Source organism: Actinomadura miaoliensis, from assembly GCF_039536785.1.
In the GTDB taxonomy this organism is placed as follows: Bacteria; Actinomycetota; Actinomycetes; order Streptosporangiales; family Streptosporangiaceae; genus Spirillospora; species Spirillospora miaoliensis.
In genome coordinates, this window is the sequence record NZ_BAAAZG010000010.1 from 61,509 (window position 1) to 84,400 (window position 22,892).

The 22,892-nt window shown below is 72.6% G+C and carries 25 protein-coding genes; 15 read left to right on the forward strand and 10 right to left on the reverse strand.

Features of this window, described 5'->3' with window-relative positions; genetic code table 11:
- Positions 1-8 precede the first annotated feature (8 nt).
- Positions 9-554, forward strand: coding sequence for a flavin reductase family protein (locus ABD811_RS10145; protein WP_344944360.1), 546 nt, complete (start codon positions 9-11; stop codon positions 552-554).
- 49 nt (positions 555-603) lie between these two features.
- On the opposite strand, the gene ABD811_RS10150 is transcribed toward ABD811_RS10145, so the two are convergent.
- From ABD811_RS10150 to rocD, 3 genes are all read right to left on the reverse strand, one after another.
- Entirely contained in the window at positions 604-2,217 is a 1,614-nt protein-coding gene (locus ABD811_RS10150; RefSeq protein ID WP_344944362.1) for a DHA2 family efflux MFS transporter permease subunit, read from the reverse strand.
- The gene (locus tag ABD811_RS10155) at positions 2,214-2,837 is read right to left on the reverse strand and encodes a PadR family transcriptional regulator (protein WP_344944364.1); all 624 of its coding nucleotides are present in this window, start codon (positions 2,835-2,837) and stop codon (positions 2,214-2,216) included. The genes ABD811_RS10150 and ABD811_RS10155 overlap by 4 nt, the downstream gene beginning before the upstream one ends.
- A gap of 177 nt (positions 2,838-3,014) precedes the next feature.
- Complete coding sequence (gene rocD / locus ABD811_RS10160; protein ID WP_344944479.1) at positions 3,015-4,226, reverse strand: ornithine--oxo-acid transaminase; 1,212 nt, start codon at positions 4,224-4,226, stop codon at positions 3,015-3,017.
- A gap of 163 nt (positions 4,227-4,389) precedes the next feature.
- Between rocD and ABD811_RS10165 the strand changes: the two genes are divergently transcribed.
- From ABD811_RS10165 to ABD811_RS10185, 5 genes are all read left to right on the forward strand, one after another.
- Positions 4,390-4,869: an Lrp/AsnC family transcriptional regulator gene (locus ABD811_RS10165; RefSeq protein WP_344944368.1), complete on the forward strand. Its 480-nt coding sequence runs from the start codon at positions 4,390-4,392 to the stop codon at positions 4,867-4,869.
- A 16-nt stretch (positions 4,870-4,885) separates the two neighbouring features.
- Complete coding sequence (rraA, locus tag ABD811_RS10170; protein ID WP_344944371.1) at positions 4,886-5,368, forward strand: ribonuclease E activity regulator RraA; 483 nt, start codon at positions 4,886-4,888, stop codon at positions 5,366-5,368.
- A gap of 308 nt (positions 5,369-5,676) precedes the next feature.
- Complete coding sequence (locus ABD811_RS10175) at positions 5,677-7,716, forward strand: M6 family metalloprotease domain-containing protein (RefSeq protein WP_344944373.1); 2,040 nt, start codon at positions 5,677-5,679, stop codon at positions 7,714-7,716.
- A 65-nt stretch (positions 7,717-7,781) separates the two neighbouring features.
- Positions 7,782-8,072, forward strand: a complete 291-nt coding sequence (locus tag ABD811_RS10180; RefSeq protein ID WP_344944376.1) for a VOC family protein — start codon at positions 7,782-7,784, stop codon at positions 8,070-8,072.
- Between the two features lie 10 nt (positions 8,073-8,082).
- Entirely contained in the window at positions 8,083-8,679 is a 597-nt protein-coding gene (locus ABD811_RS10185; RefSeq protein ID WP_344944379.1) for an HDIG domain-containing metalloprotein, read from the forward strand.
- A gap of 123 nt (positions 8,680-8,802) precedes the next feature.
- Here ABD811_RS10185 and ABD811_RS10190 read toward each other — a convergent pair whose 3' ends face one another.
- Positions 8,803-9,567: a hypothetical protein gene (locus ABD811_RS10190; protein ID WP_344944382.1), complete on the reverse strand. Its 765-nt coding sequence runs from the start codon at positions 9,565-9,567 to the stop codon at positions 8,803-8,805.
- The gene (locus tag ABD811_RS10195) at positions 9,561-10,154 is read right to left on the reverse strand and encodes a hypothetical protein (RefSeq protein ID WP_344944385.1); all 594 of its coding nucleotides are present in this window, start codon (positions 10,152-10,154) and stop codon (positions 9,561-9,563) included. The genes ABD811_RS10190 and ABD811_RS10195 overlap by 7 nt, the downstream gene beginning before the upstream one ends.
- A gap of 162 nt (positions 10,155-10,316) precedes the next feature.
- Here ABD811_RS10195 and ABD811_RS10200 point away from each other — a divergent pair, with 162 nt between their 5' ends.
- From ABD811_RS10200 to ABD811_RS10215, 4 genes are all read left to right on the forward strand, one after another.
- Positions 10,317-11,204: an ABC transporter ATP-binding protein gene (locus tag ABD811_RS10200; RefSeq protein ID WP_344944388.1), complete on the forward strand. Its 888-nt coding sequence runs from the start codon at positions 10,317-10,319 to the stop codon at positions 11,202-11,204.
- The gene (locus ABD811_RS10205) at positions 11,201-11,980 is read left to right on the forward strand and encodes an ABC transporter permease (RefSeq protein ID WP_344944391.1); all 780 of its coding nucleotides are present in this window, start codon (positions 11,201-11,203) and stop codon (positions 11,978-11,980) included. The genes ABD811_RS10200 and ABD811_RS10205 overlap by 4 nt, the downstream gene beginning before the upstream one ends.
- A 77-nt stretch (positions 11,981-12,057) precedes the next feature.
- Positions 12,058-12,993, forward strand: a complete 936-nt coding sequence (locus tag ABD811_RS10210) for a zinc-binding dehydrogenase (RefSeq protein ID WP_344944394.1) — start codon at positions 12,058-12,060, stop codon at positions 12,991-12,993.
- The gene (locus tag ABD811_RS10215; protein WP_344944397.1) at positions 12,993-13,889 is read left to right on the forward strand and encodes an LLM class flavin-dependent oxidoreductase; all 897 of its coding nucleotides are present in this window, start codon (positions 12,993-12,995) and stop codon (positions 13,887-13,889) included. Before ABD811_RS10210 ends, ABD811_RS10215 begins: the two co-directional genes overlap by 1 nt.
- On the opposite strand, the gene ABD811_RS10220 is transcribed toward ABD811_RS10215, so the two are convergent.
- Together ABD811_RS10220 and ybiA are read right to left on the reverse strand one after the other, a co-directional pair.
- Entirely contained in the window at positions 13,879-15,057 is a 1,179-nt protein-coding gene (locus ABD811_RS10220) for an alpha/beta hydrolase (protein WP_344944400.1), read from the reverse strand. The two genes, ABD811_RS10215 and ABD811_RS10220, sit on opposite strands and share 11 nt — an antisense overlap.
- Before the next feature lie 19 nt (positions 15,058-15,076).
- Positions 15,077-15,610: a riboflavin biosynthesis intermediates N-glycosidase gene (gene ybiA, locus ABD811_RS10225; protein ID WP_344944402.1), complete on the reverse strand. Its 534-nt coding sequence runs from the start codon at positions 15,608-15,610 to the stop codon at positions 15,077-15,079.
- Between the two features lie 114 nt (positions 15,611-15,724).
- Between ybiA and ABD811_RS10230 the strand changes: the two genes are divergently transcribed.
- Positions 15,725-18,100, forward strand: coding sequence for a TNT domain-containing protein (locus ABD811_RS10230; protein WP_344944405.1), 2,376 nt, complete (start codon positions 15,725-15,727; stop codon positions 18,098-18,100).
- A gap of 8 nt (positions 18,101-18,108) precedes the next feature.
- On the opposite strand, the gene ABD811_RS10235 is transcribed toward ABD811_RS10230, so the two are convergent.
- On the reverse strand, positions 18,109-18,762 hold the full coding sequence (locus tag ABD811_RS10235) for a hypothetical protein (RefSeq protein WP_344944408.1): 654 nt from the start codon (positions 18,760-18,762) through the stop codon (positions 18,109-18,111).
- Positions 18,763-18,771: 9 nt separating this feature from the next.
- Entirely contained in the window at positions 18,772-19,566 is a 795-nt protein-coding gene (locus ABD811_RS10240; RefSeq protein WP_344944411.1) for a class I SAM-dependent methyltransferase, read from the reverse strand.
- Between the two features lie 136 nt (positions 19,567-19,702).
- On the opposite strand from ABD811_RS10240, the gene ABD811_RS10245 reads away from it, so the two are divergent.
- The 3 genes from ABD811_RS10245 to ABD811_RS10255 all read left to right on the forward strand — a co-directional run bounded on the left by ABD811_RS10245 (position 19,703) and on the right by ABD811_RS10255 (position 21,949).
- Positions 19,703-20,059, forward strand: a complete 357-nt coding sequence (locus tag ABD811_RS10245) for a hypothetical protein (protein ID WP_344944414.1) — start codon at positions 19,703-19,705, stop codon at positions 20,057-20,059.
- 71 nt (positions 20,060-20,130) lie between these two features.
- The gene (locus tag ABD811_RS10250; protein WP_344944417.1) at positions 20,131-21,006 is read left to right on the forward strand and encodes a crotonase/enoyl-CoA hydratase family protein; all 876 of its coding nucleotides are present in this window, start codon (positions 20,131-20,133) and stop codon (positions 21,004-21,006) included.
- A gap of 70 nt (positions 21,007-21,076) precedes the next feature.
- Positions 21,077-21,949, forward strand: a complete 873-nt coding sequence (locus ABD811_RS10255; RefSeq protein WP_344944419.1) for a polysaccharide deacetylase family protein — start codon at positions 21,077-21,079, stop codon at positions 21,947-21,949.
- A 79-nt stretch (positions 21,950-22,028) separates the two neighbouring features.
- Here ABD811_RS10255 and ABD811_RS10260 read toward each other — a convergent pair whose 3' ends face one another.
- Positions 22,029-22,277: a putative acetyltransferase gene (locus ABD811_RS10260; RefSeq protein WP_344944422.1), complete on the reverse strand. Its 249-nt coding sequence runs from the start codon at positions 22,275-22,277 to the stop codon at positions 22,029-22,031.
- A gap of 113 nt (positions 22,278-22,390) precedes the next feature.
- Here ABD811_RS10260 and fdxA point away from each other — a divergent pair, with 113 nt between their 5' ends.
- Positions 22,391-22,714 (forward strand): ferredoxin, encoded by a 324-nt coding sequence (gene fdxA, locus ABD811_RS10265; protein ID WP_344944426.1) that lies wholly within the window; start codon positions 22,391-22,393, stop codon positions 22,712-22,714.
- Positions 22,715-22,892: the final 178 nt, after the last annotated feature.

The following is a 22,892-nucleotide window of genomic DNA, read 5'->3' on the forward strand; positions in this document are numbered from 1 at the left end:
GTCGCGTCGTGAGCAGTGACCCCAGTGACCCCCGTGCGCGGTGCGCCGATCCCGACGTCGCCGCACCGCAGGTCGACCCCCTGCGGTTCCGGCAGGTGGTGGGCAGGTTCGCCACCGGCGTCGCCGTCGTCACCACGGTCGCGGGCGGCGTCGACCACGGCATGACCGTCAACGCGTTCACCTCGGTGTCCCTGGACCCGCTGCTGGTGCTGTTCTGCGTGGACAGGACGGCGCGGTTCCACGACGTGGTGCTGGACACCGGGGTGTGGGCGGTGTCGGTGCTGACCGAGGACATGGAGGACGCCTCGCGCTGGTTCGCCACCCGGGGACGGCCGCTGGACGACCCGCTGCGCGACTGGGAGCACCGGCGCGGCGCGGCCACCGGCGCCGCGATCTTCGCGGGCGCGGTGGCCGCGCTGGAGTGCCGGACGCACGCCGTGCACGACGGCGGCGACCACAGCATCGTGGTGGGCGAGGTCCTCGCCCTGGACGTGCCCGACCCGTCCGGCAAGCCGCTGATCTTCTACGAGGGCGAGTACCGGGGCATCGCCTGACCCCGGTGGCCCGGAGCGCCGGGACGGCCCGGAGCGCGGGGCGTCCGGCTCATCCGGCCAGCGGCGCGGGGGTGGTGTCGGCGTCCACGGCGCGGGCGGGCGCCCGGTAGCTGCGGACGCCCAGGCAGGCGGCCGCGCCCAGCAGGACGGCCACGACGGGCACCGCGATCGTGGGCTTGAGCGCGTGCACGAACCCGTGGCCGAACACCTGGGCGGCCACCTCCTGCACCCGGTGCGCGACGCTCGGCGGCACGTTCGACGGGAGCGGGTGCGCGCCCGTCTGGCCGGGCCCGACCTCCAGCCCGCCCCTGGCCGCGTTGGCGAACCCGGCGACGAACCCCTCACGGAGCTGCGCGGGCACCGCGCCGGACCGTGCGACGGCCTCGTCCCGCAGCGCCGCGGCCAGCCGGTTCTGCATGACGGCGCCGACGACCGCGCTGCCCAGCACCGAGCCGACCTGCCGGACGGTGTTGTTGACGCCCGCGGCCGCGCCCGCCAGCCGGGGCGGCACGTTGCGCGTCGCCTCGGTGGTCATGGGCGCGAACACCCCGCCGACGCCCACGCCCGACACCACCAGCGGCGCCAGGAACGTCGGCCAGGAGGTGCCCACCTCCACGACGGCCACCAGCCACACCGTGCCCACCGCGTACAGCACCAGCCCGCCCATCAGCAGGAACTTGCCGCCGATCCGGTCCGTCAGCCGTCCGGCGACCGGCGCCAGCAGCATCGACATCACCGCCGACGGCGCCATGATCAGTCCGGCGGCCAGGGCGCTGTGGCCCTGCACCGACTGCAGGTAGATCGTCATCGGCAGGAACAGGCCGATCATGCCGACCGACACGGTGGCGCCGACGAAGGTCAGCACGGCGAAGTTGCGGTCGCGGAACAGCGTGAACGGCACCAGCGGCTCGCGGTCCTGGCGGGAGCGCTGGTGCACCAGGAAGACGGCGAACAGCACCACCGCCGCGCCGATCATCGCCCAGATCCACCGGGCCCACTCGAACTTCTCGCCCTCGGTGAGCGCGAAGGTCAGGCAGAACAACGCGGCCGAGGCCAGCAGCACCCCGGTCACGTCGAAGCGGTGCCGCACGGTGCGGGTGGGGGCGGGCAGGATCGGCACCGCCATGGCCAGCACCAGCACGCCGATCGGCAGGTTGACGAAGAAGATCCACCGCCAGTCCAGGGTGGTGACCAGCAGGCCGCCGACGGTGGGCCCGGCGATCGTGGACACCCCGGCCACCGCGCCCCACAGGCCGAGCGCGGCGCCGCGCCGCTGCGGCGGGAAGGTGTCGATGATGATCGCCATGGTCTGCGGCATGAGCAGCGCCGCGCCCAGGCCCTGCACCGCCCGGGCGCCGATCAGCCAGGCCGGGTCCTGGGCCACCCCGCACGCCAGGCTGGCCAGGGTGAACACGGCCACGCCGGCGATGAACAGGGTCTTCTTGCCCACCAGGTCACCGAGCCGGCCGCCGGTGATCAGCAGCACGGCCAGCACCAGCACGTAGGCGTTCAGCACCCAGAGCGTCTCGTCCAGCGACGCGCCCAGCTTGTCGATCATGCTGGGGATCGCGATGTTCACGATGGTCAGGTCCAGCAGGGTCATGAAGAACCCGAGGGACAGGGTGAGCAGGATCGCCCAGGGGTTGCCGCGCCAGCGCGTCATGCGGAGATCTCCTCGTCGGGAGTGTCACCGTGCGGGTGACAGATGGTCAGTCGGTCGTCGTCGGCCCAGGTCATCCGCCCCTCGGCGAGGTCGTCCACGAGCGCCCGCACGTACTCCAGCTCGGTGCGGACGCGGGCGATGTTCAGCTCCATGTCCAGGAGCTTGTAACGTTCGACGCCGCGCTCGCGCAGCGCCTCATAGGCGGTCTGGTGCCCGCCCAGCAGGAACTCAAGCGCGTTGCGCCGGGTCTCCAGGTGCTGGGCGACCTCGTCCTCCGGCAGCAGGTTGATGAACGCCAGCCCGGCGTCGAACAGGGGGTACTCCTCGACGGGCGCGGACAGGATGTCGGCGAGCCGCCGGTGCGCGGCGTCGCGGCCGGTGTCGGTGATGCGGTAGACGGTGCGTTCCGGCCGGCGGCCCTCCCGGCTGGTCTGCACCGGCTCGATCAGCCCCTGCCCGGCCAGCCGCTCGACCGAGTTGTACAGCGCGCCGTGGGTGACCTTGACGGCGTGGTCGTAGGCGTGCTTGCGGATGCGCTGCTGCATCTCGTACGGGTGCATGGGCCCGTCGCACAGCATCCGCAGCACGGTGAGCGCCAGCGGTGTGATGGGTCTCGACATGCGGGTTTCCTGATCCTTGCGGAATAGTCCACATAGACTATTCCGCGTGGACGTCCCATGTCACGCGTAGCGCCGCGAACCTGACGCACAACGCGGGCGCACAACGCGGGCGCACAACGCGACGAGGGCTCCCCACGCCGTTGTGGGAAGCCCTCGTCAAGCTCGCGGTCTACACGATCACGCCTGCCCGATCGCCTCGCGAGCCACCACGGGAGCGGGGGAGGCGGCGGACAGCGCCACGGCCAGCCGGTCCAGGGCCCAGTCGAGGTCCGCGCGGTCGATCACCAGCGGCGGGGCCAGCCGCAGCGTGGTGTCGTGGGTCTCCTTGGCCAGCACGCCCAGCTCCATCAGGCGCTCGCTGACGGCCCGCGCCTTGCCGCGCAGCTCCACGCCGGCCCACAGGCCGCGCCCGCGCACCTCCCGCACCAGGTCGGACGGCAGCTCGCCGAGCCGCCGGTGCATGTGGGCGCCCAGCTCGCGGGAGCGCTCCTGGTACTCGCCGGTCCGCAGCATGGCGATCACCTCCCGGGCGACCGCGCACGCCAGCGGGTTGCCGCCGAACGTGGAACCGTGCTGGCCGGGCCGGAACACCCCGAGCACGTCGGCGTCGGCCACCACCGCCGACACCGGCAGGATGCCGCCGCCCAGCGCCTTGCCCAGCAGGTACATGTCGGGGACGACGTTCTCGTGCTCGACGGCGAACGTGGTGCCGGTGCGGCCCAGCCCCGACTGGATCTCGTCGGCGATCATCAGCGCGCCGAACTCGGTGCACAGCTCGCGCACCGCGGTCAGGAACCCGCTGGGCGGCACGTTCACCCCGGCCTCGCCCTGGATCGGCTCGACGAGCACCCCCACCGTGGTGTCGTCCATGGCCGCGCGCAGCGCCGCCACGTCGCCGTACGGGACGGTGCGGAAGCCGGGCGTGTACGGGCCGTAGGAGTTCTTCGCCTCCGGGTCGGTGGAGAAGCTGATGATCGTCGTCGTCCGGCCGTGGAAGTTGCCCTCGAACGTGATGATCGTGGCCCGGTCGGCGGGCACGCCGCGCACCTCGTAGCCCCACTTGCGGGCGGTCTTGAGCGCGCTCTCCACCGCCTCGGCGCCGCTGTTCATCGGCAGCACCATGTCCTTGCCGCACAGCTCGGCCAGCTCCGCGACGAACGGCCCGAACTGGTCGTGGTCGAAGGCCCGGCTGACCAGCGTGACGCGCTCGAGCTGCCGGGCGAGCGCGGCCACCAGCCGCGGGTTGCGGTGCCCGAAGTTGACCGCGGAGTACGCCGCCAGCATGTCCAGATAGCGGCGGCCCTCCACGTCGGTCACCCACGCCCCCTCGGCCTCGGCGATGACGACCGGGAGCGGGTGGTAGGTGTGCGCGCCGTGCTCCTCGGACATGGCCCGCAGCCGTTCGGTACGAGACACGCAAGCTCCTTAACAGCGGTGTGGACGCGATGCGGCATGCCGGGGCGCCGGACGGTGGCCGGTGGTCCCCTCACAGCGTATGTTCGGGATGAACCCGCCGACCATTGAAGAAAGTGCACTTCAAGGGAGATGTTTGTTGCGTCTTGACGAGCTGGACCGTCGAATCGTTGCGCAGCTGCTGGAGAACGGCCGCGCCTCGTACGCGCAGATCGGTGACGCGGTGGGCCTGTCCGCCCCGGCGGTGAAACGGCGGGTCGACCGGCTGCGGGCGGACGGCGTGATCACCGGGTTCTCCGCGGTGGTGGACCCGGCCGCGCTGGGCTGGACCACCGAGGCGTTCATCGAGATCTTCTGCACCGGGGCGACGTCGCCGGAGGAGATCTACGCCAGCATCCGCAAGCATCCGGAGGTCGTCGCCGCCTACACCGTCAGCGGTGACGCCAGCGCGCTGGTGCACGTGCGCGCCCGCGACATCCAGCATCTGGAGCAGGCCCTGGAGCGGCTGCGGCGGGAGGACAACATCACCGCCACCAAGACCGCGATCGTGCTGTCCCGGCTGATCGGCCGTCCCACCGACTCCCCCGAGCGCCCCGAGCGCCCGGCGTCGCATTACTGAACGGTAGGCTCCCGGCATGGAGTTCGCGACCGCCGACCTGATCGACGACTTCGGGGACGAGCTGCGCAGCTGCGAGACGCAGTTCCGCCACTACGGGGGGCGCGCGGCGTTCGCGGGCCCGGTGGCGACGGTGCGCTGCCTGCGCGACAACGGCCTGGTCAAGCGGCTGCTGAACACCCCCGGCGAGGGGCGCGTGCTGGTGGTGGACGGCGCGGGCTCGCTGGCGTCGGCGCTGATGGGCGACCTGATCGCCGGGGCGGCGGTGCGCAACGGCTGGGCCGGCGTGGTGATCAACGGCGCGGTGCGCGACGTCGCCACGCTGCGCACGCTGGACCTGGGCATCAAGGCCCTGGGCTCCAACCCGCGCAAGAGCGCCAAGGACGCGGCGGGCGAGGTGGACGTCCCGGTGACGTTCGGCGGCGTGGAGTTCCGCCCGGGCGACTGGCTCTACAGCGACGAGGACGGCATCGTCCTGGCCACCCGCGACCTGCTGGCGTAGGCGCGGCCGGGGAGGCTTCCCCCGGGCCGAAACCGGAACGCTGGGCACGCTCCCGCCTTGCGAAGGCGCGGTACGCGGCGGGCGGCGAGGCGGGTCGGGCCCTCGTCGCGCGGTTCGAGCGCCTGCTCGGCGGCCGGTTGACGACGCTCTGACCGTTTTCGTCCCAGCTCAGCGGAGATGCTGGCGTGAGCTGCCAGGCCGACCCAGACAAGATCGTCTAAGTCGGCCGTTGCACCGCGATTCGCGCGTCTTTACCGTCTCACCGACCTTTGAGAGACAGGGGAGACATGCTCGCCCGAAAGAGACTCATGGTGTCCGCCGCGGCGGGGCTGGCGCTGGCGACCGTCCTGGCGGCGGCGCCGGCCGCGGCGCAACCGCGACCGCGCATACCGGAGCCGACCCCCAACCCCTGGCAGATGCGCCACTGGCCGAAGACCCAGCCGTGGCAGGAGAGCCAGCGGACGCGCACCTACGCCGCCGGGCAGCCGCGGCCGGTCGACCCGCAGAACTACGAGCTGCCCGACACCATGACCTGGGACGACTACAAGCCCGTCCCCGGCACGAACTGGGCCGACCCGTCGCGCAAGGGGTCGGTGAAGAACTTCAAGGGCGCCGTGGTGCTGGTCGACTACCCCAACCAGCCGTTCGTGGTGACCCAGCCGAAGAACTCCACCATCTTCGGCAACCCGACCCTCGTCGGCGGCGTCCCGCGCGACCAGGTCGCCAAGTTCTACCAGGACTTCCTCAACAAGCCGCAGGCCCTCAACCGCGGGCACACGCTGCACGAGTACTGGATGGAGGACTCCGGCGGACGGTACGGCGTCGACCTGACCGCGTTCGGCGGCTACCGGATGCCCGGCAAGTCCCACGAGTACGGCATCGACTCCTTCCAGGGCGGCACCGGCTGCCCCTCCGGCGACACCTGCGGCCGCGACATCCGCCGCGACGCCCGCGCTGCCTGGATCGCCGACGTCGGCGAGGCCAAGGCCGCCGAGTTCGACTTCGTCTTCTACCTCTCGGCCGGCCAGGACGAGTCGTCCACATGGCAGGAATTCGGGCAGATGAAGTTCAACTCCAAGGAGGAGGTCCCGCCCGAGTGGGGGCCGCAGGACCCGAACCTGCCCAACTGGGTGAAGACCCGCTACGTCGACTGGACGTCCTGGGCCGCCGGCTCCACCATCTGGCCGAACGCGGTCACGGGCAGCTCCACGCAGGCGGAGAGCTCGGGCATGGGCGTGTTCGCCCACGAGTTCAGCCACATCCTCGGCATCGGCGACAACTACAACAACCCGTACGGCAACCCGCCGCGCCGCGCGTACTCGGGTCCGTGGGAGATGCTCAGCCGCGGCTCGTTCAACGGTCCCGGCGGCCCGCACAGCCGGTGGACGATCCCGGCCACCGGCGGCGGTTCGATGGGTGCCCAGCACATGCTGCGCAACAAGCTCAAGCTCGGCATCGTCGACGACTCCAAGGTGCTGCAGACCAGCCGCGAGGCCCTGGCCGCGTCCGGCGTCGTCGTCGCCAAGGTGACGGCGCGCGCCGCGCAGCCCGGCAAGAACGAGCTGGCGGGCATCAACGTCAAGCTCGGCGCGGACGGTGACAAGAGCCCCGCCTGCAACGTCTCCACCGACCCGCTGTGCGACGGCGGCGGCTACCACAACTACACCGTCGAGGTCGTCGACCGCATGGGCTTCGACTCGTTCACGCCCGACTCCGGCGTCCTGCTCGCCAAGACCAAGGACACCGAACCGCGCGGTGAGCCGTTCATCTGGGTGAAGGACGCCAACCCGCAGGACATCGACAAGGTCGACTTCGTCCTGCCCAACGGGCAGCCGCAGAAGATGACGATCGGCGACTACCGTCAGCTGTCGGACGCGCTGTTCCACGCCGGCACCGACTCCGGCAGCGAGTACGAGTACGTCGACGAGGCCAACCGCCTGCACTTCTACGTCCTCGACCTCAAGCGCGACGACAAGGGCATCCTCTCCTACACCGTCGCCATCCGGTCCCTGGACGGCGCCGGCCCGGCCCGCCGCGGCGTCCGCCTCAACTCCGCCACGGTCCGCTCCGCCGGCTCCGGCTGGGTCAAGTGCACGCTGCCGCTGCGCAACACCGGCAAGGGCGGCACCGGCCACAGCGCGGCCGACGTCTACCGCCTGAAGGCCGGCGCCAAGGGCTGGCAGACCTGGCTCCCGAACGCCCTGGCCACCGCCAAGGTCGGCGGCGCCACCACCGTGGACGTCTGGGCCAAGCCGTCGAACGGCGCCCGCAAGGGTGACGTGACGCTGACCGCCACCTCCGAAAGCGACACCACCAAGACCGCCACCGCCACCTGCCGGATCCGCTGAACCACCAAGGCGCCTGAGGCGGCGGGGCGATCCCGGCCGTCTCAGGCGCCTCCTACACTCAGACGGTGCGACTGCGCCTGCTGGTCATCTACACCCCGCTGCTGGACGAGACACGCCGCTTCTACGACTCCCTGGGCCTGACCTTCAAACCGGAACAACACGGCAACGGCCCCGAACACTACGCGGCGGTCATGACCGACGGCACCGTCTTCGAGCTCTACCCCGCGACATCAGACCGCCGGACCGATTCCCTGCGGTTGGCATTCACCGTCGACGCCGCGTCAACCTCCCTGAACCCCGGCCACCGGGTCCTGCACGATCCCGGCGGCCGGGCGGTCGAGGTACACGTTCGATAGGACGTCCTCCATGCGACTGCCGTCAGACCGAGAGATCCTAGCCCTGCACGAGAAATACGCGCCCACACCCGAAGCGTTCGAACTCGTCTACACGCACTGCCAGATCGTCTGCGAAATCGCGGAACAGTTCCTCTCCCGCGACACCCTCGACCTGGACGCGGAACTCGTACGCGCCGGAAGCCTCCTGCACGACATCGGCGTCTATCTCCTGTACACCCCGTCCGGGGAACTCGACCACGCGAGCTACATACGTCACGGCGTCCTCGGCCACGAACTCCTGCGCGACCTCGGCTTCCCCGAGTTCCTCTGCCGCTTCTGCTCCTGCCACACCGGCGTCGGCCTGACCCGCGACGACGTCCGCGCCCAGTCCCTGCCCATCCCGGCAGCCGACTACCTGGCCGAGAGCGGCGAGGAGCAGCTCGTGATGTACGCCGACAAGTTCCACAGCAAGACCACACCGCCGACCTTCGTCACCCCCGCCACCTACACCCAGAAAATCCGCCGCTTCGGCGACGCCAAGGCCCGGCAATTCACCCAGCTACGCGCCCACTACGGCGACCCCGACCTAACCCCCCTCGCCACCGCCCACGGGCACACCGTGGTGTGACGGCCCGGGCGACGACTCGTGAGCACGGCCGGCACCGTGCCGGGGCGCGCAGAACGCATGGCGGCGTGGGCGGCAGGCCCTGGCCCGCACGCCGCACGCCGGGTGCCTCAGCCGCGCCGCCGGTCAGTTCCTGGTGTTGGTCTGGATCTCTCCGACGGCGAGGGGGAACGTGGCGGCCGAGGACATGTCGTCCAGCGTTCCGCCGGGCTGGTCGCACGCCCCCGTGCAGGTCCAGGTCACCTGCCAGGTGGTCGTGGCAGTGATCGAGTACTTGCCGCCGGGCTGGCCCGCCGACGAGCGGTTGTAGGTGTAGCCGCACTCGCTGCCGTCGGGTGAGCCGGCCGTGGTGCAGGTGACCGTGTTCTCTCCCATGTTCCAGGTGACCGACGTCGGCTTCGCGGTGGCGGTGACGGTCTGACCGCCGGCCGAGGCCTGGGCGGTGCGGGTCGTGAAGTCGGCCTGGTCGATCCACAGGGAGGTGCGGACCTTCACATAGGTCCGCGGGCTGGGGGCGGTGTGGATGGTCGGGGACGGGATCGTCAGCTGGTCGCGCGCCATGCTGGCGACGGTGACGGTGGGGACGGCGGGGGCAGGCTCGGGGCCGTCCTCGGTGAGGTTGCAGGCGAAACCGCCGTCCGCCTCCGGGCAGCCCAGGTCCTCTTCCGTGGTGGGGGCGGCCCCACCGCCGCCGCCACCGCCACCGCCGCCTCCGCCGCCCGACCCTGGCCGGGTATTGCCGCCACCGGCGCAGACGTTGACCGAGCCATCGCCCTGACCGACCGGGCAGGGGGCGGCCGAGGCGGTCTCGGGGAGGAGGAACAGCGCACCGGCAGGAAGCAGGCTCAGGGCGAGGGCGGTGACGGTCGGCCTGATCGGTTTGGTCAGCATTTCTTCCCCAGCGTGGCTTTGGAGGCTTTCCAGGTGCCCGCGTCGTACCTCATGAACACTTGGTAGAGCGCCGTGCCGCCGGGCAGGCTGCCGAGCCGTTCGCCCGTCCTGGCGGAGTAGCGGTAGGCGCCGAGCGTCCGGACGCAGTCGAGGACGATCACCTGCGTCCCGTCGGTGCTCCGGCCCTGGATCTTCGGGTTGAGGACGTTGGTGAAGCGCCAGATCTCGCCTTTCGATCTGGTCTTCTCGACGTCCTGGGTGACGTTGGTGAGGAGGGGGTCGGTGGCGACGGCGGCGAGGGGCGCCGGGTCGTTGGTCTCGTAGACCTGCTTGTAGACGCGCTGGTACTCGCGGTAGCGCTGCAGGACGGTCTGGTCGACCTGGGCGGTGGGGAGGGCCGACGGGGGCGGGGCGGCCGTGGTGGCGGGCGGGGCGGAGGGGCCGCCGAAGGTGCCGCTCGGCTGGAAGGCGCCGCCGGAGGACGAGCCGCAGGAGGCCGTCGCGGTGATCGCGGTGAGGGCGACGGCGAGGCGTGCGCGGCGGGCGGGCCCGGAGCCGGGGCACAGGCCGATCAACCGGGCGCTCATCGCCATCCCTGATCATTAGCCGACGACGGGGGTGGAGTACGGCGCAAAGCTTACAGAGGAGCTTGTGAGCAGAAAAGAGCTTCGTGGGGAGAGTCGGCGGGCGCGCTCGGGCCGCCGATTGGGGCAATGCGGGGGGATTGTCGCGGCTGGCACGATGTGTCCGTGATTGAGGTTGAGGAACTGACCAAGAGGTTCGGGACGGTCCGGGCCGTGGACGGGGTGAGCTTCGCGGCCCGGCCCGGGGAGGTGACGGGTTTTCTCGGGCCGAACGGGGCGGGGAAGACGACGACGCTCCGGATGCTGCTCGGGCTGGTGGCGCCCACGTCCGGACGGGCGCTGATCAACGGACGCAGGTACGCCGAGCTGGAACGGCCCGTGGTGGAGGTGGGCGCGGCGCTGGAGGCCACCGGGTTCAACCCGGGGCGCAGCGCGCGCGACCATCTGAAGGTCGTGTGCACGGCGGCCGGGCTGCCGACGCGGCGGGTGGACGAGGCGCTGGAGGCGACCGGGCTCAAGGAGGCGGCCGACCGCAGGGTGCTGGGGTTCTCGCTCGGCATGCGGCAGCGGCTGGCGCTGGCGGAGGCGACCCTGGGCGAGCCGCGCGTGCTGATCCTGGACGAGCCGGCCAACGGCCTGGACCCCGCCGGGATCCACTGGCTGCGCGAGTTCCTCAGGCACCTGGCCGACGTCGGCTGCACCGTCCTGGTGTCGAGCCATGTGCTGGCCGAGGTCGAGCAGGTCGCCGACCGCGTGGTGATCGTCGCGCGGGGCCGGGTGCTGCGGGACGCGCCGCTGGCCGAGCTGGTCCGCGGCGGCGAGCTGAAGGTGGGCACGCGGCAGCCGGAGGAGCTGCGGCGGGCGCTGGAGGACGCGGGCGCGACCGTGCGGTCCGAGGACGACCGGCTCTGGGTGAGCGGGGTGGACGCCGAGCGGGTCGGGCGTGCGGCGCTGGAGGCCGGCGCGGTGCTGACGGAGCTGGTGGAGGAGCGGTCCGGGCTGGAGAACGTCTTCCTGGAGCTGACCCGGGCGGAGATGGGAGAGACGGGATGATCCGGCTGATCCAGGCGGAGCTGCTGAAGATCCGGTCCACCCGGATGTGGCTGGGCATGCTCGGTCTCAGCGTGGGGTTCACGGTGATGGGGCTGGCGTTCTACATCGCGCTGGCGGGCGTCGAGATGGACGGGCGGCAGGCGCTGCCGCCGGTCACCGACCCGGACACCGTGCGCGCCTTCTACGCCACCGCCAGCAGCGGCGTGCTGTTCATGATGATCCTCGGCGTCATCGGCATCACCGGCGAGTACCGGCACGGGACGATCACCCAGGCGTTCCTGGTCACGCCGCGGCGGGGCCGGGTGCTGGCGGCCAAGCTGGTGTCCTACTTCGTGTTCGGGCTGGGGTTCGGACTGGCGACGGTGCTGGTGACGGTGGCGGTGGCGCTGCCCGCGCTGGCGATCCGGGGCGGCCCGACGTCGCTGCTCGACAACGACGTGCCGATGATCCTGGGCGGGACGGTGCTGGCCATGGGCCTGTACGCGCTCGTCGGGCTGGGGCTGGGCGCGCTGATCCGCAACCAGATCGCGGCGATCCTGGTGGCGGTCGGCTGGGTGCAGCTCGTCGAGGCGATCCTGACGGTGGCGCTGCCGCAGGTGGGGCAGTGGCTCCCCGCCGGGGCGGTGCGCGCGATCACGCGGACGACCGGGGGCTTCGGCGGCGCGGGCGAGCTGGACACCCTGCCCGCCTGGGGCGGCACGCTGGTGCTGCTGGGCTACGGGCTGGTGTTCGCGGTGATCGCGATGGTCACCACGGTCCGCCGCGACATCACCTGACTTGACCTGAAGCGCGCTTGAGGTTGCAGCCTCGTCCAGGACGTTTTCTCGTACTGGAGGGCTGTGAATTGCGAGCGGTGTGGTTGAGGGAGTTCGGCGGGCCGGAGGTGCTCGTCGCCGGTGACGCGCCGGACCCGGTGGCGGGGCCGGGGCAGGCGGTCGTGGACGTGGCGTTCGCCAACATCACGTTCGTGGAGACGCAGTTCCGCGCGACCGGCAGCGGGCCGTTCAAGGCACGGCTGCCGATGATTCCCGGCAACGGAGTCGGCGGTGTCGTGGCGGCGGTGGGCGACGGCGTGGACCCGGGGCTGGTGGGTAGGCGGGTGGTGAGCTCCACCGGCGGTTCGGGCGGCTATGCCGAACGGGCCGTCGTGGACGCGGCGGGTCTGTACCCGGTGCCCGACGCGCTGGCATTGGACGCGGCGGTCGCGCTGCTGGCCGACGGGCGTACCGCCACGTTCGAGCTGCGGGCCGGTGCGCCGCGTGCGGGGGAGCGCGTGCTGGTGGAGGCGGCCGCAGGAGGTGTCGGGTCGTTGCTGGTGCAGCTCGCCAAGGCGGCCGGGGCGACGGTCGTCGCGGCGGCGGGCGGTCCGCGCAAGCTGGAGGTGGCGCGGGAGCTCGGCGCCGACGAGGTCGTCGACTACCTGGAACCGGACTGGACCGAGAAGATCGACGGGGTGGACGTCGTCTTCGACGGCGTCGGCGGCGCCGTGGGACGCGCCGCGTTCCGGCTGCTCCGCCCGGGGGGACGCATGGTCAGCTACGGCCTGGCCAGCGGCGAGTGGTCCGACGTGACCGAGGAGGAGGCGGCCGGGCGCGGCGTGACGCTGGTCAGGCCGGCGCCGACGCCCGAGCTGATGCGCGAGTGCACCGAGAGCGCGCTCGCCGAGGCCGCCGCCGGACGGCTGCGTCCGCTGATCGGCCAGCGGTTCCCGCTGGAACGGGCCGCCGACGCGCACGCGGCCATCGAGTCGCGCGCGACCGTCGGCAAGACGCTGCTGGAGGTGCGGTGATGGGGCGGCTCAAGGTGGGGATCGGCCTGTCGTCGGCGAACCCGCAGGACGCGGCGGGGGTCGCCCCGCAGGCCCGGCTCGCCGAGGAGGCCGGACTGGAGTCGGTGTGGTCGGGGGACCACCTGATCGCGGTGCGGCCGTTCCTCGACAGCACCCTGCGGCTGGCCGCCGCTGCGGCCGCCACCGAACGCGTCAAGCTCGGCTTCGGCGTGATGGTGCTGGCGCTGCGTCCCGTCGCGTGGGCCGCCAAGCAGGTCGCGACCCTGCAGCACCTGTCGGGCGGGCGGGTGCTGCTGGGCGTCGGCACGGGCGGGGCCGTGCACGGTGAGGCGGCATGGCGGGCGGTGGGCGTCCCCTACGCCGAACGCGGCAGGCGCACCGACGCCGCGCTGGAGATCCTGCCGGACCTGGTCGAGGGCAGGCCCACTGTCGTGAACGGCGAGGAGGTCACGCTTGAGCCGGGCGCGCCCATGCCGCCGGTGCTCGTCGGCGGGGGGCTCGGCGCGGCGACGACACGCCGTCTTCTGCGGTTCGGGGACGAGTGGTACGCGGGATTCCCGACGCCGCGTGCGCTCAGGGACGCGGCGGCGCGGCTGGCGGAGCTGGCCGCCGAGCAGGGCCGCCCGGCACCGAAGCTGACCGCCAGCGTCAGCCTCGGCCTGGGCGACCTGCCCGCGTCCGTGGTCGACGCCCAGGTGCGGGGGCTGACGCAGTACGGGATGTCGGAAGAGGACGCGCGTGACGCGCTGGCCGTGGGAGGCCCCGCGCAGGCCGCCGAACGCCTTGCCGCGCTGGCGGACGCGGGGGCGCACCGCGTCATCGGCCTGCCGTTCGCGGGAAGCTCGCTGCGCCAGACCGAACTGCTGGGGGAGACGGCGCGCCTGCTCACACCTTGAGGCCGGTGAGGAACGTGTGCAACGCGCGCTCGTAGGCGGCGGGGTCCACGTTCCACGCCTCGGTGTGGTCCGCCTGGGCTTGGACATGCGTGACCAGGCCCTGAGGCGCGCGCTTGGCGAAGGCCAGGGACGGTGCGTTGTCCACCATGGAATCGGTGTCCGTGGTGAACATCAGCGTCGGAGTCTTCAGGCCGGGGGCGTACCGGCGTTGGTCGTAGTCGTCCAGAGCGATGCCGGTACGCCACTGCAGGATGCGCTTGGCCGCGGCCGTGACGAAGCCCGGCAGGTTGCGGTCGGCGCCCTGCTTGTCGAGGGTGGCGCTCCAGTCCATCACCGGGGAGTCGAGCACCACGCCGTGGACGAACCCGGGGTCGTCGGAGTGACGCAGGGCGGTCATCACCATCGCCCCGCCCATCGACCATCCGTAGAGGACCACCCCCGTGGCGCCCTGCGACCGGGCGTACGCCACGGCGGAGGCCACGTCGCGCCATTCGGTGTCGCCCAGGTGGTTGCGGTGGTCCGGTGAGCGGGGCGCGCCCACGTCGTTGCGGTAGGCGATGGACAGCATGGGCAGACCCAAGCGGTGCACGGCCGGCATGACCCGGAACGTCTCGGCCTTGTCGGCGTTACGTCCGTGCACCGCGATGACCCACGTCGTCTGGTTCGTCCTGCCGGGCAGGAACCATGCGGGCATCGCCCCCACCTGCGTGGGATAGGTGACGTCGCGGAACTCCAGGCCCAGGGCGCGCCGGGGATCCCCCGCGTACACCCAATGGTCGAGGTAGACGCGCAAGCCCTTGGTAAGCGTGCCCTGAGAAACGTTCGTCACCCTGCGGACGACGCCGCGCCCGTCCCGGCTCACCACTGGACCCAGGAGGGCACGCCCGCCCTTCCACGCCAGCGCCCACGTGCCCGGCCGTACCGTGGCCTCGTCGCGGGGGAGCGTCACGGTGCCGTCCCCGACGCCCAGCACGGTCAGCGGGAACTCCTCCTCGTGCGACACCTCGGTGGCGACGCCGGAGAAATACCAGCCGACCCCTCCCGTCCCCAGGCCCAGCACGACGACGACGGCCAGCACCACGGTCAGCAGGACGCGCCCCCGGCGGCGGCGACGCGGCGGGGGAGGGGTGACGGTGGGCCCGGAGACGGAGACGGCTTCGCTCGACACGAGACCCGACCGTATTGCCTCAGGCCGAGTAGTCTCGCAGCGACTCACGCACTTCCATCAAGGCGAACCCCAGCAGGTTCGACCCCCGCCACTGGGACGGGCGCCGCGCCTCGGGCTGCTGCTCGCCCAGGCCGATGCCCCAGATGGTGTCGTGCGGGCTGGCCTCCACCAGCACCTTGCCCGTCGTCCCCAGCAGGAAGCCGCGCAGCTTCTCGTGGGCGCCGAACTTGGCCTTGTTGCCCGTCACGACGATGTCGTACCGGTGCTTGACCCAGGTGTCCTCGTCGAAGCCCTTGACGCGGCGCCCCATCGCCTTGGCCCGCGCGGGGTCGGGGTCGGCGAGGATGCGTTCGACCGCCTGCGCGTCACCGAACAGGCGCGCCTTCTCGGCCATCATGTAGTGCTCGGCCGTGTCGTAGGTGACGCCGTCGAGCGTGAAGGGCGACGGATACCACTGGCTGAGACACCCCTTGGGCTTCGTGCCACCCCAGAACAGCACGAACTCCGGGAGTTCGCCGCGTTCCTCCAGTTCGATCAACTGCTCGATCCGCATGCCTCCGAGCATCCGGCACATGACCGCGTCCGGGCAACGCCTTTACCCGGACGTCGGTGTGGGTGCGGCCCGATACGCTGCCCAAGGTCGTGCAACGGTAGACGATGAGGGGACATGTCCGTGTCGGGTGACCGGGTGGCCGAGCTGGAAGGCCAGATCGTCGAGCTCGTCCAGCGGACGGCGCCGCCGGGATGGCGCCGCATCGACCTTCGCTGCGCGGCCACGGTGGCGGTGAGCGAGGTGACCGCGACCGTCCTCACCGCCGACGGCACGGCCGTCCCGTCCGAGGGCGTACCGTCCCAGCTCACCGACCTGCTGATGGAACTGCGCCGCGCGCACTACGAACCCGAACGCGGCACCTGGTTCTCCGTGCTGTTCCTCATCGAGCCCGGCGGGCTCGTCGAACGGCTCTACAACCGCGACTTCGACCCCCTCTGGGACCCGCCGATCCCCGTGGAGTGCTACCAGCGCGACCAGGTCGTCATGCCGCGCGCCGCCGAGCACATGCCCGCGTGGCTGGCGGCGCGCCTGGAGGGACGCGAACCCGAGCACCGCCCCGACCCCGCCCCCGAGCCGCTCAACCCCGTCCAGCAGATGGAGTTGATGACGCACGACCTGGCCGTGCTGCTGGCCGACCACGCCCCGGCGCTGTGGCGCAGGCTGCACGGCCACTACCAGGCGGTGGGGGACCACGTCGAGCTGCCGCCGGTGATGGTCTTCTTCGACGACGGCACCATGCGCCCCTGGACGCCCCCCGCCGCCGCCGGGCCGTTGCTGGACCGGCTGCGCGCGGGCATGTACGCGTTCGAAGGCAGCACCTGGTCGCGTTTCGAGTTCCAGGTGAGGTTGGAGAACGGCAGGGTGCTCGTCGACGGAAGCTACTCGCGCGACGCGGAACCCGCCTGGAACACCGAGCCCACCGTCGACGACGTCCGCCGGGAACTGCAGCGCTTCCCCATGGAGAAGGTCCCCGACTGGATGAGCCGCCGCCTGGGCGGCACCGCGACGCGCACGCTCCGCAAGGCCCGTGTCTTCGACCACGCCGGATCGGACGGCGCCCCGCCCTCGGTGTCCCGTCCGCCCGTGGCCCCCGACGAGGCCGAACGCCTCGCGGACTACCTGCACAACGCGCCGCTGGTACGGGCCGCCCGCTCCTACGCCCCCGACCAGCTCGCCCCCGAACGCGGTGACCGCGTACCGCTGACCTTCCACACCGACGGCACCTGGATCTGGGCCGGCGCCGTCGGCTACTACCTGCGCGAGCACGGTCTCCCGCCCGAACCCGACCTCGTCGCCCACATCCGCGCCCAGGGCTTCCGCATCCCCGAGGTGGACGAACCCACCCTGCAGGCCGCCACCGCGGCCCTGTCCAGCAAGCCCGCCCCGACCCCGCCCCCCGCTCCCGGGCCCGCGACGCCGCCTCCCCCCGCTGCGGACCCGGCTCCCCCCGTGGCGGCCACACCGGAGCCGGGGCCCGTGCCCGGTGCGCAGCCCTCAGCGCACGAGGCGCCTTCTCCGCCGAGCCCTGCGCATTCCGACCCGGCGCCGGGGGTGGCGCCCGCGTCCGGGCCTGCGAGCGCCCCGAACCCTGCGCATGGGGCTGTGCCCGCCCAGGGAACGGACGAAGCCGCCGGGGACGAGGCCGCCGGGGGATACCGGTGGCGGACGTTCGAGCTTCGGCCGGCCGGTGAGGTGTGGATCGCGCGGGTGCGGCGGCGGCTTGAGGAGTTCGGGGTGGACCCCGGCTCCTATCGGCTGGAGGAGACGGCCGAGGGCGCCTGGTGCCTGGTGCGGGACGGGCTGCGTTGGGCGGTGTTCCGGTTCGAGGACGGCGAGCGCCGCAAGGAGGTCGTCTTCGACACCGGCGAACAGGCCGCCGCACAGCTGCTGGGCGCCTTGCTGCTCGCGCCCCGTCAGCCGGACGCCTCTGCCCCGCCGGCCAACACCCCTGCCCCCACGCTCAACGCCCCGACGCCGCCGGCCAACGCTCCTGTCCCGTCGGCCGACACCCCGGCCCTGCCGGCCAACGCCCCTGTCCCGCCGGCCGATACTCCGGCCCCAACGCTCAATGCCCCAGCCCCGGCGGCCGACGTTCCGGTGCCGCCGCCCATCGGCGACGCGCCGCCCACCACGGTGGAGTCGCCGTACGAACCGTCGGCGGGGGAGCCGCCGCTGAGCCTGTTCCGCGACACGGCGGAAGTCGAGCTTCAGGTGGGCGACACCGTGGACCGGTTCGGTGACGCCGACGGCAACGTGGCCTATACGGCGCGGATTCCGTTCGGGCAGCGGTCACTGCCGCCGGACTGGGCCAACCGTCCGTACCACCTGTACCGGGTGGAGCGGCCGGTGCGGGCGTTGGCGGGGGTCGCGATCCCCTGGTTCGACCAGCCCGGAGGCGGGACGGCGTACGTGTTCCGGCGGTCGCTGGGTGAACTCGTCGCGGAAGGCGTCCTGGTGGAGGTGCGGGACGCGCCGCCCCCGCCCGGCTGAGCCGGGTGTCAGGCCCAGCCGATCCGGGAGACCAGGTCCAGGCCGAGCAGCAGATCGAGGTGGATGAAGGTCTCCAGCTTGGCGCCGGGGGCCACGTCCGGGTCCTCGGCCAGCCGGTCGAGCGTCGCCAGGGCGGTCGGGCTGTCGAGGTCGTCGGCGAGGGCCGCCTGCGCCCGCGTCGCGTACGAGCGGTCCATGGGACGGCCTGGGGAGCGGGCCCAATCGGCCATCAGCGCGCGCCAGCGCGAGAGGTCCGCCCCCGCGCGCCTGCTCAGGTCCTCCAGTTCGGCCGGTTCGCGGTAGTGGACGCGCAGCACCGCGAGCCGAAGGCACAGAGCGTCGTCGCCTGCGGGTGCGGCGTCCGGGACGAGCAGGGAGTGCCCCGGCCCGGGTGAGGGGCCTATGAACACCGTCCCGTCCGGGGCCGGGGCGTCGGCCACGGGGAAGTCCGGCAGGCGCAGGTCGGAGAAGCCGTGCGCGGACGGCTCGACGCCCTCGGCGCGGGTCACCACGGCCGGGCGGCGGCCGGTGCGTTCGGCGACCCGCCGCAGCAGGTCGGCGATGATCAGCGCCCGGTCGGCCCCGGCGGCGACGTGGACGCGCAGCGGGCCCCGCGCCAGTTCCTCGGGCCGTCCGGTGCGATGGTCGTACAGCCGCAGCATGACCCCAGGCTAGAAGCCGGGCGCCATGTCGGGCGCGGCGGCCGCCGTGTCGGCCTTGCGGACGGCGGCGAAGCGCAGCCGCACGTAGTCGGCGACCCAGCCGGACTCGCGGCGCAGCGCGGGTGCGGCCAGCTCGTTGATGCGCGCCAGCAGCGGCTCGACCAGGTCGGGGGGGACGTCGGCCAGGGCGGCCGCGGCGTAGGTGCGCACCCAGTCGGCGGCGCCGTCCGGGCCCTCGGTCATGCGGGTGGGACGGTCGGCGTGCTCCAGCAGCCGCAGCGTGAAGCCGCCCGCCTCCAGGCGGGTGGCGTACTCGGCGGGGCTGGGGAAGTACCAGGGCAGCTCGGGTTCGCCGAGCCCGAACACCCGCCAGGCGGTCTGCATCGCGGCGATCAGCTCGGCACAGTTGCCCGCCCCGCCCAGCTCGCCGACGAACCGGCCGCCGGGCCGCAGCGCCGCGTGCACCCGTGCGATCACCGCGTCCGGGTCGCGGTTCATCCAGTGCAGGGCGGCGTTGGAGGCGACGGCGTCGTACTGCTCGCTGGTGGTGAACGTGTGGGCGTCGCCGACCACGAACGACAGCCCCGGATTCAGCGCCGCGGCCTGGGCGACCATCTCGGGGTTGCCGTCGATGCCCAGCACCTCGGCGCCGCGTTCGGCGATCTCCGCGGTGAACGCGCCCGTGCCGCACCCCAGGTCGATGATCCGCTCACCGGGCTGGGGGTCGAGCAGATCGACCAGAGGCGCGCCGTGCGCGGAGACGTACCCGAAGACGGAGTCGTACGTCGTGACGGCCCATTGCACCGTCGTAATTTATCCGACAAACCGCCAGTTGCGAGGTGGCGTTCCACCAGGCGGACGGCTACAGTGATCAGCTTCACGGACCGCGACGCACCGATCCACAGCGTGTGCCGTCCGGCGGGCGGCGTACGGTCGTGGCATGGACGAACGCGCGGGGACACCGGGCGAGGTGCGCGTCGTGGGTGCCGAACGCCCCGACGGCCTGGAGCTTCGCACCCGCGGCCTGGCCTTCCGCGGGCTGCCCGAGCTGCGCGCCGGCGGCCTGCCGCCCTATCTCGGGCAGGGCTGGGCGCGCATCCTGGCGGCGCTGGCCGCACGCGTCGCCGCCGCCGGCGGCCCGCCCGCCGGCGACGTGGAGCTCGCGCCGGACGTCGCGTTCCGCCTGACGTCCGACGGCGACCACCTGGTCCCCGGGCCGCCCGGCGGCTTCACCGGCGCGGCGGACGAGTGGCGGCGCGAGGTCGTCCTGCGGCTGTTCCCGTCGGCCCGCTCCTGACGCCCCCGCCCGAGCCGTACCGGCGGCTTTCTAGAATCCTGTTCGGAAACATCGCCGGAGAGGGGTCGCAGGTGCCGTACAGCGAGATCGACTACCGGGTGCGGGACGGGATCGCCACGCTCACGCTCAACCGTCCGGAACGCATGAACGCCTACACCTACACCATGCGCAACGAGATGCTGGACGCCTTCGACCGCGTCGACGCCGACGACGAGGTGCGGGCGGTCGTGGTGACGGGGGCGGGCCGGGCGTTCTGCGCCGGGGCCGACCTGGAGGCGGGCGGCGACACCTTCGACCGGGGCAAGTCCCAGGAGATGTTCGCGGGCGAGGACGACGTCCTGGAGGACGGCACGCCCCGCGACGGCGGCGGCACGGTCGCGCTGCGCGTCGCGCGCTGCCTCAAGCCGGTCATCGCCGCGTTCAACGGCGCGGCCGTCGGCGTCGGCGTCACCATGACGCTGCCCATGGACGTGCGGCTGGCCGCCGGCAACGCCAGGTTCGGGTTCGTGTTCGCCCGGCGCGGCATCGTCACCGAGGCCGCGTCGAGCTGGTTCCTGCCGCGCCTGGTCGGCATCTCCCAGGCCATGGAGTGGGCGGTGACGGGACGGGTGTTCGACGCGGACGAGGCCCTGCGCGGCGGCCTGGTCTCGCGGGTCGTCGCCCCGGAGGACCTGCTGCCCGCCGCCTACGAGCTGGCCGCCGAGATCCGCGACAACACCTCCGCCGTCTCGGTGGCCGCGATCCGCCGCCTGATGTGGTCGGGCCTGTCGGCCCCGTCCCCCTGGGACGCGCACGCCGCCGACTCCCGGCTGATGGCCGCGCTGGGCGGCGCCGCCGACGCCCGCGAAGGCGTCACGGCATTCCTGGAGAAGCGCGCCGCCGCGTTCCCCATGAAGGTCACGACCGATCTGCCGCCCGAGGTCCCGGAGTGGCCGGTTCGGGCCTAGATGCCGGGGTGTGCTGGGCCCGGCACGGGGTATGCAGCGCCCAGCGGCAGGGCGGGATCTACCGGGGGGCGTGGTGCGCGGCAGGAGTTGTGTCGTCTTCGCCCTGCTCGGGCTGATGCTCGCCGCGGGATGCGGGCACTCCACGACCCAGCGCGCCGAACCGTCCAGGACGAGGGACGCCGGCGACCGCACCGGCGACCCGCAGCCCTCCGCCTCCACCGAGCCCGGTCACGACCCGTCCACGTCGCCCGCCTCGCAGGAGGACGAGGTCGCGCCGCAGCGGCCCGAGCCCGAGCCCGAGCCGCCCACGGCGGAGCCGCCCGTGCTGCCGTCCTCCCGCGTCGACTGCTCCCTGCGCAAGTGCGTCGCGCTGACCTTCGACGACGGTCCCGGCGCCTACACCGGCCGGCTGCTCGACCAGCTGCGCGCCGCCCACGTGCACGCCACGTTCTTCCTGCTCGGGCAGAACGTGGCCGGGCACCGCGGCCTGGTGCGGCGGATGGTGGAGGAGGGGCACGAGGTGGGCAACCACAGCTGGTCCCATCCCGACCTGACGACGCTGCCGTCCTGGGAGGTGCGGTCCCAGGTGCGGCGCACGCAGCAGGCCGTCCAGGACGTCACCGGGGTCGCCCCCGTGCTGTTCCGCCCGCCGTACGGGGCCGTCGACGGACGGGTGGCGGACGCCGTGGGCATGCCCATGGTCCTGTGGAGCGTCGACTCCCTGGACTGGCTGCACCGCGACGTCCGCCGCAACATCATCGTCGGGGTCCGCCAGCCCCGCCGGGGCGGCATTGTGCTGTTCCACGACATCCACCGGCCCACCGTCGCCGCCGTGCCGAGCGTCCTGGAGGGGCTGCGGGAACGCGGCTTCACGTTCGTGACCGTCTCGGAGCTGTTCGACGGCCGCACCCTCACGCCCGGCCACCGGTACGCCGGACGCTGAGCCCCGGGACCGCTTCACCGAGGTTTTGCCGTGCCCTGCGCCCCACGGCGTGTCGCAGCCCGGCACGGCGCGGAAACGATCAGGTGCGGGGACGGCGTGGCGGGGGAGCGGGCGGGACGACCTTGGCGGCCACCACGATGTCCTCGGGCACCTCGACCACCTCGCCGTGCCGCCGGCGGACCCGCAGCAGACGACCGGACCACGACTCGAGGACGCCGACCACGTCGCTGTACTCTCCGGTGGGCAGCCGGCGGCGCAGCGAGATCCGCTGCCCCGCGTCGGCCGGTGTGATCGACACCAGCGGCCGCGCGGCGCGACGGTCTGACATGTGAGGACCCCCATGTCGAATCGACTACGCCGTGGTGGCAATACTATTCACAGCGAGCTTGCGGTGAGCCGTGGCGTACGGCGGGGCCGAAGGATCCGAGAGGAGTCACTAACGTGACCTACGTCATCGCGCAGCCCTGCGTGGACGTGCTCGACAAGGCGTGCATCGAGGAGTGCCCTGTCGACTGCATCTACGAGGGGAAGCGAATGCTCTACATTCACCCCGACGAGTGCGTCGACTGCGGTGCGTGCGAGCCTGTCTGCCCGGTGGAGGCCATCTACTACGAGGACGACACCCCCGAGCAGTGGAAGGACTTCTACAAGGCCAACGTGGAGTTCTTCGACGAGCTCGGCTCGCCCGGCGGCGCCTCCAAGGTGGGCAAGATCGACAGGGACCACCCGATCGTGGCCGCCCTGCCTCCGCAGGGCGAGGAGTAACCCCTGCCGACGCCGTGCGGCCGACCGGGGCGCGGCGGTCCGTCCGCCTTCGCCGGGGCCCGGAGCGTCCGCCCGGGGACGAACCCCCGGAAACCCTGATGACAGGGGCCGGAGGCGCGGGACTCCTGCGCGCAGGACCGGCACCGGTCGCGTACGCTCAAGGCCGTGGCCCCGACAT